The organism is Pseudomonas sp. 09C 129 (assembly GCF_002843625.1).
In the GTDB taxonomy this organism is placed as follows: domain Bacteria; phylum Pseudomonadota; class Gammaproteobacteria; order Pseudomonadales; family Pseudomonadaceae; genus Aquipseudomonas; species Aquipseudomonas chlororaphis.
Genome location: NZ_CP025261.1, coordinates 3870085 through 3886631, shown reverse-complemented (window position 1 = coordinate 3886631; position 16547 = coordinate 3870085). Strand labels below are relative to the sequence as shown.

The following is a 16547-nucleotide window of genomic DNA, read 5'->3' as shown; positions in this document are numbered from 1 at the left end:
TTTTCTTCATCCAGTAAGTGGCACTATACCGTCAGTGACTGGTTTGCAATTATCGCAACGTGGCATCGGATCGCCAATATTTCGACCTGATGTGCCTCCCGTGTCAATATTGTAGACAGCAAAATCTTCAGGTATTGATTCGGGATCAACTCTGGCTTGCATACCTTGATTGAGCGCCTGGACCTCAGAGTGCGAACCCGGGATTCCTCTCTTCCGTGTCCAACCTTGGGCCTGCTTTTCAGGCGATGGACTGGACTCCTCGTTGAGAGCAACGACGACATCAACGCGCTTCTGCAAAAGAGGATGCAAGTCTATAGGCTCCGCTCCGGTATTTTGCCCAAAGAAATACTTTGGCGGGTCCGGTGGTTTAACCGTTAAATCCTTGACGACGGAAAGACAAGGCCGAATTCCGCTTGTGCTTGATTTTAATATGGTTCCGTCTTCCAATATTACTATACGCTTGCCTCTTTTATTGGCATCCAAAAGTTTTTTAAATACATCATCAGCAACAGTTTTCAACTCGGCCTGAAGGTCGTAAAACTCCTGTCTCGTCATTCCGGGTGGTGGAGCGCCATCATCCGTGTAATGGCGCGTCGAGGGCACATTTGGATCCGGGGATGATTCATTGCCGGATCCGCATTGTTGGGATTTGGTGGCCTCGTTAGCGTTCTTTTCAGGCTGATCACAGCTTAATCCTAGTGCATCAACCGTTATTAAAGGATTGGTGGAATAAGCGTATAAATTTATCCCTCCCGCCTGCCCCATCGGATCCGACTGCAAATACCGTCCCAACCTCGGGCAGTACACCCGAAACCGATTGCAATGCAGCCCCGTCTCCCGCTCGAACCAATGCCCCGGCCATCTCAAGTCGTATTCGACCGTATTGCCCTCGGCGACGCGGATCAGGCCGTACGGGTCGATGTCTTCCGCTCGCCAAGCCTCCCGCCCCCGGGCATCCTCGATGCGTTCCGGCAGGCCGACCTGGTTGCAGAAGACGAAGTACGCGCGCCCCGATTCGGGCGGGGCGTCGGGGGTGTCGTAGTCGAGGAACAGGAAGGGCAGAAAGGCGTCTTCATTGGCGTAGACGTAGAGCCGTAGCCGACCGTCGGGCGCGGTTTCGGCCGCGAGGCGGTCGCCGTCCCAGTGGTATTCGGTGCGGGCCGCGCCCAGGGTCTTGGCGATGCGCCGGCAGAGGCCGTCGTATTCCGCCGTCCAGGCGTCCGGGCGGTCGCTCCATCTGACCTTCGCCAGCAGGTCCATGCTGTTGTAGTGGTAGCGGGTACTGTGGCCATGGACGTCCACCACTTCGCAGAGATGGTTGCGCTGGTCGTAGCGATAGGTGCCTGCGCTGGAGGTTTCCAGGCGGTTGCCTTCGCGGTAGCGCATCCACGGCACGGCCGGGGTGGCCAGCAGGTTGCCGCCGGGGTCGTAGGCGTAGTGGCGTGTCGGCGAGCCGTCGCGGATTTCCCAGACGAGGCGGTGGGCGGCGTCGTAGCGGTATTCGCGGATGCCGTCGGTATTGCTCTCCACCCGCCGCAACTCGCCTTCACCACTGTAGTGGTAGCGCTGCCAGCGAGCCGCTTCGGGCTGGCCGGAGGACCAGTGCAGGCGACCGATACAGCGGCCGTCGAGGTTGAAGCGGCGCAGTTCGCGGCTGCCGTTGCCCAGGGCCAGCAGCAGGTGGCCGTCGGCGCCGCGTTGTAGGTGGTGGGTGCCGCCGTCCGGGGTGTGGATCAGCAGAGAGCCGCCAGGCTGCATGGCGTAATCCACGGTGAAACGGTCGAGGTAGGTGGTCCGTGCCAGGTGCCGGCCCCGGTACTGGTGGCGCACGCCCTGGCCGTCGCGCAGGTCGCTGGTGCGCCGGTCCGCCCAGTCGTGGCTCATGCACACCTCGTGGGTGTTGGTGGAGGCTTCGGTGAAGTGGCCGCGTTCGTCGTACTGGTAGCGATGCTCTTCGCCAGAGGCCAGCAGGCGCGTGCTGTGCAGGCCGTTGTCGCCCACTTCGAAGCGGAGCAGCAGGTCGCCGTGGGCGTCGCGCTTCTCGATCAGGCGGTCGCCGGTGTCGTAGGCGTAGGTTTCGCGGGTGACGCCGTGGCGGACGACGCGGGTGATGCGGTCCTTGTAGTCGTAGTCGTAGGTGCTTTCGTTGCCGTTGGCGTCGATGACCTGGCGGACCTTTTCGCGCTGGGTGTAGCCGTAGCGCACGCTGTGGCCGAGCGGGTCGGTCTCGCTGCCGCGCAGGTTCCAGGAGGTGGTGGTGTAGTGGTGCTCACGGCCGTCCTTGTCGGTGAAGCGCACCAGGTTGCCGGCCGGGTCGTGTTCGAAGTGTTCGCGGCGGCCGTAGGCATCGAGGCGCTCCACTATCCGGCCCAGCACGTCATGGCGGGTTTGCGGCGGCAGCGGTTCGGGCAGGGCGAGCACGTCGGTAGCCAACTCGGCCAGTTCGGCCGGCAGGTCGAGGGGGGTGGCGGGCAGGTGCTCGATGGCTTCGCCCCACTGCAGGCCGAGCGGCGTGCTCGGCACCTTGTGTTCCAGCGGATTGGGCAGGTTGGGGGCGTCGTCCTTGGTTGGCCAGACGTTGCCCCAGCGGTCCATGCGCCCGGTGTTGCGGCCGTCCGGGTCGTAGAGCCAGCGCATCACGCGGCGGCCGGAGTCCTCTTCTTCGACGATGTGGCCGTCGGCGTGGGTGAGGATGTTCCGCTCGCCTTCATAGGGGTCGATGACGCACACGACGGTGCCGGCCTCGTTGTAGAGGAACAGCCATTCGCCACCATCGGCCTCGGTGACGCGGGTGCGACCGGGTTCGTAGGCGAGGTCCACCCGCCACAACTGGTCCTGGCCTTCGCTGTGCACGCAGCGGCCCTGGGCGTCGTAGGCGTAGGAAAAGGAGTAGCCGTTGCGGTCGGTCACCCGCGTCATGCGGCGCTGGGCGTCGTAACCGTGGGAGCCGCTGTGGCCGAGGGCGTCGTACCAGGTGGCGAGGCAGCCGGCGCCATCGTATGCGTAGCGCGCCACGCTCAGGGTGTGGTCGGGCCGGGCTCGCAGCACCTCGGTGATGTGCCCCAGGGTGTCGTAGTGGAACCACCAGGTTTGCAGGGGCTCGCCGGCTTCGTCGACGTCGCAGAGGCATTCGAGCCGGCCGTCGGGGTGGTAGCGCGGGGTGCGGCGGATGTTGTCGATGACGATCCCGGCCAGGCGGGCCTGGATGTCCGCCGGGCCGCTGCGTTCGAAGCCGAGGATGCCGTGGCGCTCGTGGCGGAGGATGAAGCGGGTCGGGCTGGACTGGCTCAGCGTATAGCCGCCGAAGGTGCCGGTGTAACGGCCGTCCGCCTGGCGCGGGAATTCGTACTCCCGGCGGCGCGGGTCGATGTACAGGGCGCGGGTGCGCAGCAGGAGCAGTTCGTGCTGGAGGCTGTGGCGGAAGCCGAAGCCCAGCAGGCCGTCTTCCTCGCTCCAATGGCTGTAGTAGTAGCGCTCCCAGGTGAAGCGGCCGGGGCCCTGGTCCTGATAATCGACCAGTTCGTCCGCGCTGGCGCCGGTAACCGGGTCTACCGGGTGGCCGGGGCGGTCGCAATCGGGGTTGGCTTTCTTGCTCTTGGGGGCGGCGAGTTCGGGGAGCTTCTTCGCTGCCTTGGCCAGGCCGCCCGCCACGTCCATGGCGTCGGGCAGGGGAAAGCCACCGATCAGCACGGTGGGATTGCCCATCGCCAGGGTGCCGGTGCTCGGCGGGACGCCGGGGTCTTTGCCGAGCAAGGCGCCGAGGGCCATGGTGGCGGCGTCGGCGGCAGCCTGGGCGGCAGTCACGGCCGCTTCGCCACCTTCGCCACCCTCGGCCTGCGCCGCCGCCGAGAGGCCGCCCGCTGCCGCACCGGCGGCGGTCATGGCCATGCCGAACTTGCCGAAGGCGGAGGCCGGGTTGCAGTGGCGGGTGATGTCCAGGCTCATGCGGGCGGCCCGCGAGCCGCCGATGTAGGTGTTGCTGGAGCCGGTCCAGATGTCGTAGCCGGGGAAGAAGCTGCCACAGGTGGGTGCGATGCCCAGATCGCCGGCCCGCGCGGCGGGGATGCCGCCGATCAGCACGCTGACGCAGCATGAGCCCAGGGTGGTGCCGAGGCTGGGCAGTGGCGCGTTGAGGCTGGGCGGGTGCGAATGGGCGTGGGGCACCCCCCGGTGCGGCACGCCGAGCACTGCGGCGGGCATGCCCGGCGTGAGGTGGTCGAGCGGCGAAACCAGCAGCGCCAGGCCGGTGTTGAGCAGCTCGAAGGGGGTGCCGACCACGGCCAGGGCGGCGTTGACCCAGTGGCTGACCACACCGACTTCGCCCTGTTCGGGCGGCGGCGCTTCCTGGAACGCTTGGGCGGTGTTATTGACCACCTCGGCCAGGGCATCGACGCTGGTATCGCCGGTGGGGGCGATCAACGGCTCCGCGGCCGGTTGTTCGCCCGCGTCGGGGAGCTTGGCGGTGGTGTTCCAGTTCATTGGACCGACTCGACCGGTGCGGTTTTCGGCGTGCCATCGTCCAGGGCGGCTTTTTCTGCCGTGAAGCCGCGTACCTGTTCACGCAAACCGGCGTCGGCACAAAGGGCGATCAGGCGGTCGAGGATCGAGCGGCAGGGTTCGAGGCAGCCGAATTGCAGGGCCAGATCCTTGGCCGTCACCCAGGTGCGCGCCGCTTCGGTGAGCTTGCCGGCGCAGCGCTGCGCTTCACCGAGTTGCTCCAGCGCGTCGAGCTTGGCGTTGAGGAACATCAGCTTGCCGGCGCAGCGCTCGGCCAGTTCCAGATAGCCTTGCGCTTCGCCGCAGCGCCCCAGGCGCAGGCAGCTACCGCCTGCAGCCATCAGCAGGTTCAGGGTGACACTCAGGTCATTACCGTCGGCGGCTTGCGCAAGCGCCTGCTGGTAGCGCTGCCTGGCCAGGGCATGATTGCCCTGGCGGGTCGCAACGTCACCCGCGCCACCGAGGGCCAGCGCCTGGCCGATGCTGTCGTCCTGCTGGTGGTGGTAGGTATGCAGCAGGGCGTATTTCTGCGACGCCTGATCGAGGCGGCCATGGGCCAGGTCGAAGGCCGCGAGCTGGGTCAGGGCCTGCATGCGCTCGGCCACTGGCAGCGCGGGGTCGTTGACGCTGCGGACCAGACCGTCGGCTGCCCTGGCGACGGAGAAATCGATGCTCAGTACGCAGGTGTGGCGGGCCGGCGCGTCGGCGAGCCGGGGCAGCAGGAAGGGCGCGGCTCGGTCGTCGCGGACGATGAAGCGCTGGCCTTCCATCCACGGCTCGACGTCTTCGAGCGCCAGCAGGCGGATGATCAGTTCCAGGTAGCCGTTCGGGTCGCCGATCGAAGCCGGCGCGAATCCCCAGACGATACAGGCGTGCGCCGGCACGCAGCGGCGAATGTGCTCGATGGCGGCTTGCAGCCGCGCTGCCGGCTGGCCCGCAGGGTCGGAGCAGGCCAGCGGCAGCGGCGGCCACGGTGTTTGCTCGTCCTCCACGAGGAATTCGTTGCCGGCGCGAATCTGCATGGCCAGCGAATCGATGCAGCACTGCAGGTAGGCGGCACTGTCCGAGCAGTCGAACGGAAAGAGCAGGAAGATATGGCTGGGCCATTGCCGGTCCCAGTTCTTCAGGACGCCGAGCGGGAAGGCACTGTCGCATTCGGCCATGTCGAGGATGAGCGTGGGCTGGTCGGGTTGTTCGATGAACGCCTGCAAGCCGGCTTCCATCGTGGCGAATTCACGCTGCATGCATCAGCCCCCGTGGTCAGTTCAGCCGGATGAAGCGGCCTCGCAGCACGGTTTCGGCATCGGTACGAATATCGACGCCGCCACGCCCGCCACGCAGTTCGATGGCCTCGGCCCGCAGCCGCAGTTTGCCGTCGACCTGCAGGTCGACATCGTCGCCGATCAGGCGAACCACCGGCCCCTGGCTGGAGCCCTGGACCTCTATCAGCGGGTTGCCGCGGGCATCGGCGATGCGCACGCACTGGCCGGAGGGCACCGTTATCGTCTGGCTCGCTTCGCTCGGGGGCGGCTGTATTGCGCCGGGACAGGGTGGCTCCAGCGTGGCGACCACCAGGGCTTCGGGCCAGTTGGCGGGCTGCTCCAGCAGGACGCGGTCGCCCCGCTGCGGCACCACGGTGCGGACGCATTCGAGCCATCGTGCGACCTGTTCGCTGCCCGCCGACCAGCGCACGAACACGTAGCCGGGCAGCTCGGGATGATGGGTATCGATGACTTCGCCGAGCAGGGACCGGGGGCGTTCGCTGATGGGACTCGGCGTGGCTTCCAGTTCCTGCCGGGGCGGTGTCCGGCTGCGTTCCAGCAGGTCGCGCAGGGATCCGACGGGATCTTCCGTGGAGGTTTCGGAGGGCAGGGGAGTGGGGGTGGGTAGCATGTCGATCGCCTTTTATTGGGCTCCGCCCGGAGGGAGCGGGAGGTCACGTCATGGCGCCGACAGCGGGAACTGGTGCCGGTGGGGTAGCGAGGGGAGGACGTTCTCGGCCGGGTTTCTGGGCCGAGCGCCTGGGTTCCATTCGAACGCGCCTGCACATCACGGGCTCGTTGGCATTTCACACGGCGTGCGGGAAGGACTTGAAACTTTCGGAGAGAACCAATGGGGAGGGTCAGCCAATCTGCCAAACGCCGGTAATTTGCGGCGAAACATCCTTTGCATTTGGCTGAACGATAAAGGGCGTCATCGATCAGCGTGTTCACTTTGAATAATCCGTTATTTGCAGTGATTGATTTCCATTAGTGAGAAACGGTAGCTCAAGGCGAGGTTTGACTTCAACGAAACCGAATATAACGATTATTTATCGATGAGCCGTTGGTATGTAATGTGTGAAATTTGTATGTGTTTCACATTTAGCGTGACCGGGCAGAGATGCTTTTGTTTTTTGTTCTTTTTTTCTTATGTATTTCAATGTTTTGCAAGTATCGAAATTGCAGTTCGCTGGACGCCCCCATGAAATCGAAAAGCAGGCGAAACGAAATCTAGATGAAGTCTTATGGCCAGCATTCTGATTGCTAATAATGCTTTCATGCTGATACTTATCATGAGTGCTTATTGCAAAATAATCTTTCAACAAACGAAGTCATCCAAGCATTCAGGCAGCAATCTGAATTGAGGCTTCGGCTTTTGGCATAGGAATAGAAAGCCTGGATCGCCCGCAGATGTGCAGCAATAGTGTTGTAAGCGCGGTACCTGAGTTTGAGTTGGACGTAGATGAACGGGACAAGTATCGGCAACGGTGCCGCATCTTCAGTTCGCACGAGCAGCGGTACACGCTGACCGGAAGAGAAGCGGCACTCAAGGACTCGTCATGAACACGAAGGACATGGCCTGACACGAACACTGGGTTTCTTCATGCCTGAGGGCTTGTTTGTGGTTCGTAAGCCCTGGCGGGGGAATGCCCTTGCCATTTGAGTGCATTCTCAGACTGTTGGGTGCAGCGCTATTTCTGGCGGCATTGCCGTTGTCACTCGTCCGCCGATTTCTTGATTCTTGAAGCAGGGAAGGGTTGTGGTACCTCCTGACGCTGCGACTGGCTTTGCAAGCGCTTTTTACGCCGTGTCCACATGCCGGATCATGCTAATGCCATAGAACCGTTTATTAAGGAAAAGTGCGCAGGTTGTTCGGCATTTCTCGCGTTATGTCTTAAAGTAGCCGGTTGCCGAAAGAACCGTCATGGCCATAGCCATGAAGGGCTTTCATCCTTTACAAATAAGTGTGGTGAAGATGAACAAGCCTTTCATTTCGCTGTGCCCTGAAATTACTCGGGCACATGCGCTGACGTTGAAGGATTGGTTGGAGGATGAGCGCGTCACTTGCTATCTGAGCGATTCACGTGACGTTTCCCGCTCCATCGAGCAAGTCATTGATCGGACTCAATTACCGATCCTGACTCATCTATTCAACCGGGGTGGCCGATTCTTCATGGCCTATGACCGGCATGACTCCCCGGTGGGCTTTGTCCGTCTCATCAAGACCGGCTCGAATTGCGAAATAGTCCTGGTCATCGGAGACAGCGACAAATGGGGGCGAAACCTTGGCGCCCGCACGATCCGCGAAGGCATGAAACTGGCCTTCCTCGACATGCGGGCCGAGAAGCTCATCGCCAAGATCCACCCGGACAATGCGCGCTCGCAGAAAGCCTTTCTGCGCAGCGGCTTTCTGCTTGAGAGCGAAACGCCAGCATTGAAGTCATTTTCCATGACGGCGGGGCGCTATCTCCAGTTATTGCGCGAAGGTGCCGTTGGCGACTCCACGGGGATCTACATCACTGAAATCGACAAGGCCAGGCTCGAGAGTCTGATCGCGCTCGAGCAAGGCCCGGCCGTTGTTGAACTCGAACATGAGCTTGAGCGAGCCATTGTCGTCAAGCCGCAGCAGGTGGCGCGCAATGTCGTCACGATGAACTCCAGGGCCTTGCTGCAGTTGGACGACGAAGAGATCGAAGTGGCCTTGGTCTACCCTGACGACGCGGACAGCAGCGCCGGGAAGCATTCCGTGTGTTCCGACATCGGCGCCGCCATCCTGGGCTATCAGGAGGGGGACGCCATCGACTGGCGAATTTCTGATCGGACCCGCCGGATTGAGATCAGGAAAGTGCTTTACCAGCCGGAGGCCGCGGGTGATTTCCACCTGTAATTGCGCCTTTAGCTCAGTGTTCGTCCATCAGGCGCGAAGATCCCCCAAAGGACGAGGCCTCGAACTCCCGCGTTGAAGTCGAATGCATGGCGGTAAAATCCTGAAAGTAAATTTGATGGTCTGCTGATTCGCTCTCGATCACGAGATGATCAACTTCAGTGATGTGATCCAGGCGACAGGGGTTGCGGTTGCATCGCTGGAGATTGTCGATTGCCGACTCAAGAACTGGGGCATCCGCGACGGCAGACCAGGACCTGTGTGTGCTCGTCCAGATCGAGACGCAAGCGGCATTGGACAAGATCGAAGAAGTCGCAACTGAGAGCAGAGCATCGACGGAATCTTCATTGCCCGTTGAGAGAGTGGACATCAGAAGCAGGTTTGTCGAATCAGTGGTTTAACACGCTCATGAACATATCTGACATAACACATGATTTAACATAATATACATTATGCGAATCATCATATGCAGAGCTGGGGCTAGGGTTGGCCAAATTTTCAGCCTGGCAAAGCCTCCATTCTCGTAATCATGCACGGTGTGGCGTCGGTTACCGCTGCACACTTGAATGCCGTCCTCAGAAACAACGCCGTTGGCATCCCTCCGCCTCAAACCATGACGACAGCAATTGGCACCACGCCGATAGAAATCGCTAACTCTTGGGCAGCTCTCCCCACAGAAAAACCCAAGCATTTACCAGCTTGTCAATAGTGTCGTTGAGCGACTGTGCGGGAGGCAGCGCGATGGTAGGTTTTCATGGCGCCACACTACGCGAGTGCCCGATCTGTTCAGATTATTGATAAAGGCAGGTCAGGCCGATGTATAAGCCGCATGTCAGATAACTGAAAGGATTCGAACATGAAAAAGCCCATAACTTCTCTGGCCGTATCCGCGACGCTCGCTTTCACCGCAACTGTCGCGAACGCTTCCGTGCATCCGACCACCATCAAGGCCCCCCAGACCGTCAATCAGGTGACAGCTTCTATTGACACTCCTTTCGGAACCCATCAAAAAGCTGGCGAAATCCAGATGGCCAGCCTGGCCAGAAGTTGCTCCGATGAACGATATTCCTGGTGGGAATACAGCGGTTGGGAAATCGTCGGCTGTCTCATAAGCGGCCAGTGGTAATTATTGACGGGCCTGGTGCGTGACTTGCGTGGTGAGCGTGCACCAGAGCCTGTTGTAGGCTCCTCGATTTGCCGCGTAACTTGCTGACAACGGGCCTCAACAAAAGATACGAAAGTCTGCATTTTCAACCTTGCTGTCCCAGTGATCATTGCCTTCCAAGTCCAAATGAATTCCTCTGGCGGTGGTTTATCGCCACAACACACATCAATAGAGTATCCAGACAGGGCATGCTTCCGACTCCGTCCTGGTTGATGGCGCGCCACATCCTGGCGCTGCCCCCCTCCCCGATCCCGGATGTTGCCGGGTGTTTGGAGCTCTGCAATGAAAACTCGTACCTTCCTTGTCACCGGTGCCAGCAAAGGCATTGGACGTGCGCTCGCGAACCAATTGTCCCAAGCGGGCCACCATGTAGTCGGCATCGCTCGCAACAGCAACGATCCAAACTTTCCCGGCACCCTTATTTCCCTCGATCTGGGCGACCGGGCGCAGACCGAAAGAACGTTGGCGGGGCTCGTTTCTCGTTATGACTTCGATGGTTTGATCAATAACGTTGGCCTGGTACGCCCGCAGGCATTGGGCGATATACAGCTCGATGACTTTGATGAGGTCATGCGGATCAACCTGCATAGCGCCTTGCAGGCAACGCAAGCACTGCTACCGGGTATGCGCAATCGCGGTTGGGGACGGATCGTCAACATCTCCAGCCTGACCATTCTGGGAATCCCACACCGCACCGCCTATGCCGCGGCAAAAGCCGCGCTGGTCAGCTTCACGCGGTCCTGGGCATTGGAGTTGGCAGCCACCGGGATCACCGTCAACGCCGTTGCTCCAGGCCCCACGGAAACCGAGTTGTTCCGCGCCGGCAATCCGCTGGGCAGCGACGGTGAAGCGCGTTACCTGGCGAGCGTTCCCATGGGCAGGCTCGGTCAGCCGGATGAAGTCGCGGCGGCCATCGCCTTCCTGTTATCGGAACAGAGCGGCTTTATCACTGGCCAGACATTGTTTGTCGATGGCGGAGCGTCCGTTGGCAAATCGATGTGCTGATACAACAGCGCCGTGCCCTGCGTCGCCCTTGCTGGTCTGCTCAGCGATTACCTGAAGTCGTCCGCACGATCGAGGTCCCGTGTTGCGGTCTGCTGGCAGTGATCAGCTCTGTAAATGACATCGCACGCGCTGCTGCTCATTCTCCAGCAAGGCCTGGGGCTTTTCGCAGCCAGCGGTGCACAGGCCGCAACGTTCGCGGAAGAAGCAGCCACTCGGTAGCCGACGGTTCCCTGGCAATTCGGTAGGCGCCGCAACGTGTTCGGCATGCAGCGGCACGCCTAGTCGTGGTACCGCCTCGAGCAACAAACGGGTATAGGGATGGCGTGGCTGATCGAGAACCTGGGCTGCGCTGCCAAGTTCAACGATTTGCCCCAGGTACATCACCGCTACCCGGTTTGCCATATGGCGGACTACTGAGACGTTGTGGGAAATCAGGATATAAGTCAGGTTGCGAGCGCTTTGTAACTCCACCAGAAGGTTAAGGATCTGTGCCTGAACCGAAATATCCAGCGCCGATGTCGGCTCGTCCAGGACAATAATATCCGGGTCTGATGAGAGGGCTCGGGCAATGGCAATCCGCTGTCGCTGACCACCGGAAAACTGGTGGGGAAAGCGGTCCAGGTATTCCGGGCGGATACCGACTTGGGCCGCGACCCGGGCCGCCACATCGCGCATCTGCGCACGGGAGGCGTGACCTCGGGCGTATAACGGCTCGGTGATGATTTTCCAGACAGGCAAGCGTGGATCAAGCGAAGACTGTGGGTCCTGGAAAACAATTTGAACGTTGCTGCTGCCCTCGCCGCCGCTGCGACTGGCCCAGTTCAGCTCGCCGCTGCTGGGCGGCACCAAGCCCATCAATAGCTGCGCCAATGTGCTTTTGCCACAGCCTGACTCGCCCACTATTCCGAGGGTTTCTCCCGCCCGTACCTGAAGGTCAATGCCGTTCAGAGCGTGGGCATATCCCCGCGGTCGACCGAGCCAATCATTACTGATGGGGAAACGGACGCGAACATCGTCAAGTTGGAGAATCGTGGGTGCCATTTGGGTGGTGGTATGAATGACGGCATTGTTCATCACGAAAGCTCCTTAACCGGTAACCAGCACGCACTTTTACGTTGCTCATTACCATTAATGTTGTTGAGGTTCGGGCGTTTGCTACAAACCGGCATGACGTAGGGGCAACGCTCCTGAAAGGTGCAGCCCACAGGCAAAGACGCCAGGTTTGGCACTTGACCGGGGATGGTCAGCAGCGGCTGACCCGGCTCGACCATTTCTGGAAGGCCACTGAGCAACCCTTGCGTATAGGGATGTTGCGGGTTGCCCATCACTTCGACGGTACCGCCCTCTTCAACCACCGCGCCGGTATACATCACATACACCCGGTCGCAGAACTGTGAAACCAAGGCCATGTCATGGGTAATGAGCAGAATGGCGGTGCCCCGTTGCCGGGCTTTTTCCCTCAGCAGCAACAGCACCTGACGTTGCACGGTAACGTCGAGGGCGGTGGTCGGCTCGTCGGCGATCAGCAGTTGCGGCTCACAGGAGAACGCCAGCGCGATCATCACCCGTTGCCGCATGCCTCCGGACAGCTCGAAAGGGTAACTCTCCAATACTTGCTCCGGGCTGGCGATGTGCATGTCACGCAACAATGCAATTGCCTTGAGACGGGCTTGGGCCGCGCTGATCTTTTGGTGATGGATGATCACGTCGAGCATTTGCCGACCGATGCGCCGGGTCGGGTTCAGGGCCGTCATCGGCTCCTGGAAAATCATCGCGGCATCGCGCCCACGCATCTGTAGCAGCTCCTTTTCAGGAGCCGCCAGCATGTCGCGACCGAGCATGCTCAAGCTGCCGGCGGTGATCCGATAACTGCGCTCTGGCAGCAATCGCATACTGAGCATCGCCGTGACCGACTTGCCCGACCCCGACTCGCCTACCACGCCGACGATTTCGCCGGGATTGACGTGCAACGACACGCCGTTCAGGGCCTTGACGTTATTTTTGTAAGCCGGGAATTCCAGGCTCAGGTTATCGATGGCCAGTACTGGACTCGAAGTGTGCATGGTCATTTCCCCTGTTGCCGTGGATCGAGCAGATCGCGCACGCCATCGCCCAGCAGGTTGAAGCCGGTGGCTGTGATCAGAATCGCCAGACCCGGAAAGGTCGAGTACCACCAGTTATCCAGGATGTAGTTACGCCCGGTAGCGACCATCGCGCCCCACTCGGCCGTGGGCTGTTGTGCCCCCAGGCCGATAAAGCCCAGGGCCGAGGCCATGAGGATCGCACTGCCGATATCCAGGCTCAGTTGCACCAGCAATGGAGGCATCGCGTTGCGTGCCACGTGCCAGTGCACCACGTGCCAGCGTCCAGCCCCGAAGGTCTGGGCGGCCTTGACGTACCCCATCTGCCGGATGCTCAAGGCCTGGCCACGGGCCAGCCGCACATAGGACGGAATTCGCACGAGGGTAATCGCCAGCATGGCGTTGAACAGGCTCGCGCCCAACGCCGCCGCCAGGGCCATAATCAGTACCAGCGACGGCACCGACAGCATGATGTCCATCAGGCGCATGATTAACGCGTCGAAACGACCACCGACCACTCCCGAAAAACATCCCAGCAACCCGCCAATGAAACAGGAGGCAAAAGCCACGAACAGGCCGACGCCCACCGACTGCTGGCTACCGAACAGCACGCGGCTGAACAGGTCGCGGCCGACTTCGTCGGTGCCGAACCAGTGGTCGCTGGACGGTGGCGCCAGGCGTTCGGCGAGGTTCAGTGCGTTGGGATCGTGGCTGGCGAGCCAAGGGGCGAAGATCATGCACAGCAACACGATAGAAGTGATCGTCAGGCCCGCCATGGTCAGCGGGCTTCGGCGGATCTGGTAGGCCAGGTAGGCGGTTTTTTCGCTCCAGCGCGGGCGGCGCGCTGCCGTCAGGGTTACGGACATTTCAGTTCACCTCGCCGATGCGTGGATCGATCACGCGGTACAAAAGATCGATGGCCATGTTCAACAGCACGTAGATGAACGAAACCAGAATGGCGAAGCCCATCACCGCGGGGAAGTCCAGCGATTGGATCGACTTGACGACATAGGCGCCCATGCCAGGCCAGGCAAATACTGTTTCGGTCAGCACTGCGCCATACAGCAAATCACCCAGGGTCAACCCGAGGACAGTCACCGAAGGAATCAGGGCGTTGGGCAGTGCGTGGCGCAGGATCACGGTCCATCGGGACAGGCCATAGGCGCGTGCGGTGCGGATATAGTCCTCACCCAGTTGATCAAGCATGGCTGAACGAATCTGTCGTGCGACGACACCCAAGGTCACGAACCCCAGCGTTGCAGCGGGAAGAATCAGGTGCTCCACAGCATTGAGAAACAGTCGGCCATCACCGGCGAGCAGCGAGTCGATCAGATAAAAACCGGTGATTGTCGGTGGCGGTGCCAGCCCTTCGGACAACCGGCCACCACCCGGTAGCCAGCCAAGGTGACCGTAGAACAGAACGATTGCACCAAGACCGAGCCAAAAGGCCGGCGTGGAAATTCCAGTGACCGCAAGGGTACGGGCGATCTGGTCAATGACCCGGTTGTGATAAACCGCTGACAGCACGCCAAGCGGGATGCCGACCAGAACCGCCAGCACAAGCGCTACCAGCGCCAGTTCCAGGGTTGCCGGGAAGAACGCTTGCAAGTCTTCCAGAACGGGACGACTGGTGCGTATCGAGGTGCCCAGGTCTCCGTGCAGCAGGTCCATCAGATAACGACCGTATTGTTGATACAGCGGCAGGTCCAATCCCAGCTGATGACGGATGCCGGCCACCAAGGCATCGCTGGCACGGTCGCCAGCGATCAGTCGGGCAGGATCGCCCGGAATCAAGTGCGAAATTGCAAAGGTAATCAGCGAAACACCGAACACGACCAACAACAGGCCGAGCAGACGCTTGCGCAACAAAGTCAGGAAGGCCATTTGGCACCTCAGTAACACGAGCGACGAGAGTCAGAAGCCGCGCCAGCCGCGAACAGCTGGCGCGAGGAAGCGGGTTTACTTGCTCATACTGCCCAGGTTGAACACCTGTTCGAGCATGGGGTTGAACAGGTAGCCCTTGACCGAATCACGCATCGGCAGCGTGTAGCTCTTCTGATAGAGGTAGGCGTAAACGCTGTCCTTGAGCACCACCTTCTGCGCGCTCTGGTACAGCTCGACGCGCTTGGCGGTATCGCTGGTAGCGGCTGCTTCGCGGATCAGTTTGTCGACTTCCGGGTTGCTGTAGAACGAGCGGTTGCCTTGCAGGCCTTGCATCTTGGAGTCGAACCAAAAGTTCATGAACATGTACGGGTCCGCGAAGTCCGGGCTCCAGGCCCCGGCAGCGATGTCGTAGTCCGCCTGGCCGACGCGCTCACGCAATGTCGCGTTGGCGAGTTTTTCCAGCTTGAGGTTGATGCCCAGTGGCGCCAATGCGGCTTGCAGAGTCAGGCCGATCGGTTCCCAGTTGGGATCCTTGTCCGAATACATGTAGCTGAGGTTGGTGATTTTCTGCGGTGCCTTGGCGAGGCTGTCCTTGGCGGCTGCCATGTCTTGCCTCATCGGCGACAGCGAGCTGTCATAAGCCCACATGCCGTCCGGGATCGGCCCGTTCATCAGCTTGGCTTTGTCCTTGAGGATGCCTTTGACTATGCCGTTGTAATCCACGGCTTCGGTTATCGCACGACGGGCATCGACGCTGGTCAGCGGACCCTTTTTGTTGTTCAGGTACAGGTAGGTCACCCGCAACGACGGGAAATCCTTGACCACGACGCCCGGCTTGCTGGCGAGAGCGCCAAGCTGGTCTTCGGGCATGTCTTCGATGATGTCCAGGTCACCGCGTTCCAACTGCAGGCGGCGCACGGAGGGCTCACCGATGATCTTGATGACCACGGTTTTCAGCGCTGGTTTGGGGCCGGCGAAATAGGTGTTTGGCTCCATGGTCAACGACTGGCCTTTTTGCCAGTTGCTCAGGCGGAAAGGACCGGAGCCCGCGGTGTGGCTCGACAGCCAGGCGTTTACGTCCGGACTCTTGTTGACCACATCGGGGTTGATGATCGAAGCACCGTTGTGGGCCAGGGTAAACAGGAACGGCGCGAAAGGCGTTTTCAGGGTGAAGCGGACGGTCTGCGGATCGACGACCGCCACCACCATGTCCTCCGGAAATGCGCCGGAAGGCCCTTGCTTGAGGGTCATCAAGCGATCAAAGGAAAACTTTACCGCTGTGGCATCTACCGGGGCACCGTCATCGAATTTATTGCCCGGTTTGATTCTGAACTCCCAGACCAGGCTGTCAGGGGAAACGGTCCAGCTCTCGGCCAGGTCGCCCTGCACTTCAGTGCTGCTTTTGTCGCCCTCGACCTTGTAGCCGACCAAGCGTTGATACGACGGATAGGTGATGGTCCAGTCGTTGTTATCAAAGGTCACGGCCGGGTCGAGGGTCTGCGGATCGGCGGGTTTGCCGATGACCAGCGTGTCTTGGGGTACAGCCGCCGCAGCAGCCTGCCAGGCACCGAGGCTCAATGCACTGCACAAAACGCTCAGCAGCAGATTGCCGGCGCCGGGAAAGGTTTTGCTGGTCACGGTGTTCATTGGGTTCATGCCGGTTTCCTTGATCATTCGATAGGGAAGTAGGTCAGGTTTTTTATAAAAGCTATAACCGGGCAGTTGCAGGTGAAACGTAAGTGATGCTGGTTTGTTGTTGTTATCAGCCA

At 60.7% G+C, this 16547-nt stretch carries 11 protein-coding genes; 3 read left to right on the top strand and 8 right to left on the bottom strand.

The features are described 5' to 3' along the window. Positions 1 to 6: 6 nt before the first annotated feature. Genes CXQ81_RS17600 through CXQ81_RS17590 form a run of 3 tightly spaced genes read right to left on the bottom strand, consistent with a single transcriptional unit; the run spans position 7 to position 6390 of the window. Positions 7 to 4479, bottom strand: a complete 4473-nt coding sequence (locus tag CXQ81_RS17600; RefSeq protein ID WP_101337989.1) for an RHS repeat-associated core domain-containing protein — start codon at positions 4477 to 4479, stop codon at positions 7 to 9. Continuing rightward, positions 4476 to 5741 (bottom strand): tetratricopeptide repeat protein, encoded by a 1266-nt coding sequence (locus CXQ81_RS17595; RefSeq protein ID WP_157832254.1) that lies wholly within the window; start codon positions 5739 to 5741, stop codon positions 4476 to 4478. The genes CXQ81_RS17600 and CXQ81_RS17595 overlap by 4 nt, the downstream gene beginning before the upstream one ends. A gap of 16 nt (positions 5742 to 5757) precedes the next feature. Beyond that, a complete protein-coding gene (locus tag CXQ81_RS17590) occupies positions 5758 to 6390 on the bottom strand; it encodes a hypothetical protein (RefSeq protein WP_007925591.1) in 633 nt (210 codons plus the stop codon). 1293 nt (positions 6391 to 7683) lie between these two features. Here CXQ81_RS17590 and CXQ81_RS17580 point away from each other — a divergent pair. The 3 genes from CXQ81_RS17580 (at position 7684) to CXQ81_RS17565 (ending at position 10813) form a co-directional block, all read left to right on the top strand. After that, a complete protein-coding gene (locus tag CXQ81_RS17580; protein ID WP_101337987.1) occupies positions 7684 to 8646 on the top strand; it encodes a bifunctional GNAT family N-acetyltransferase/nucleoside diphosphate kinase regulator in 963 nt (320 codons plus the stop codon). 853 nt (positions 8647 to 9499) lie between these two features. Then, the gene (locus CXQ81_RS17570; protein ID WP_087090967.1) at positions 9500 to 9769 is read left to right on the top strand and encodes a hypothetical protein; all 270 of its coding nucleotides are present in this window, start codon (positions 9500 to 9502) and stop codon (positions 9767 to 9769) included. 321 nt (positions 9770 to 10090) lie between these two features. Further along, the gene (locus CXQ81_RS17565) at positions 10091 to 10813 is read left to right on the top strand and encodes an SDR family oxidoreductase (protein ID WP_101337985.1); all 723 of its coding nucleotides are present in this window, start codon (positions 10091 to 10093) and stop codon (positions 10811 to 10813) included. Between the two features lie 102 nt (positions 10814 to 10915). Here CXQ81_RS17565 and CXQ81_RS17560 read toward each other — a convergent pair whose 3' ends face one another. The 5 genes from CXQ81_RS17560 to CXQ81_RS17540 all read right to left on the bottom strand — a co-directional run bounded on the left by CXQ81_RS17560 (position 10916) and on the right by CXQ81_RS17540 (position 16434). Continuing rightward, the gene (locus CXQ81_RS17560; protein ID WP_101337984.1) at positions 10916 to 11887 is read right to left on the bottom strand and encodes an oligopeptide/dipeptide ABC transporter ATP-binding protein; all 972 of its coding nucleotides are present in this window, start codon (positions 11885 to 11887) and stop codon (positions 10916 to 10918) included. Further along, on the bottom strand, positions 11887 to 12876 hold the full coding sequence (locus CXQ81_RS17555; protein ID WP_101337983.1) for an ABC transporter ATP-binding protein: 990 nt from the start codon (positions 12874 to 12876) through the stop codon (positions 11887 to 11889). Before CXQ81_RS17555 ends, CXQ81_RS17560 begins: the two co-directional genes overlap by 1 nt. A gap of 2 nt (positions 12877 to 12878) precedes the next feature. After that, positions 12879 to 13760 carry a D,D-dipeptide ABC transporter permease gene (gene ddpC / locus CXQ81_RS17550; RefSeq protein WP_053261166.1) on the bottom strand — a complete coding sequence of 294 codons (882 nt, stop codon included), beginning with the start codon at positions 13758 to 13760 and terminating at the stop codon, positions 12879 to 12881. A gap of 1 nt (position 13761) precedes the next feature. Then, entirely contained in the window at positions 13762 to 14778 is a 1017-nt protein-coding gene (locus CXQ81_RS17545; protein WP_101337982.1) for an ABC transporter permease, read from the bottom strand. Positions 14779 to 14853: 75 nt separating this feature from the next. Next, positions 14854 to 16434 carry an ABC transporter substrate-binding protein gene (locus CXQ81_RS17540; protein WP_101337981.1) on the bottom strand — a complete coding sequence of 527 codons (1581 nt, stop codon included), beginning with the start codon at positions 16432 to 16434 and terminating at the stop codon, positions 14854 to 14856. Positions 16435 to 16547: the final 113 nt, after the last annotated feature.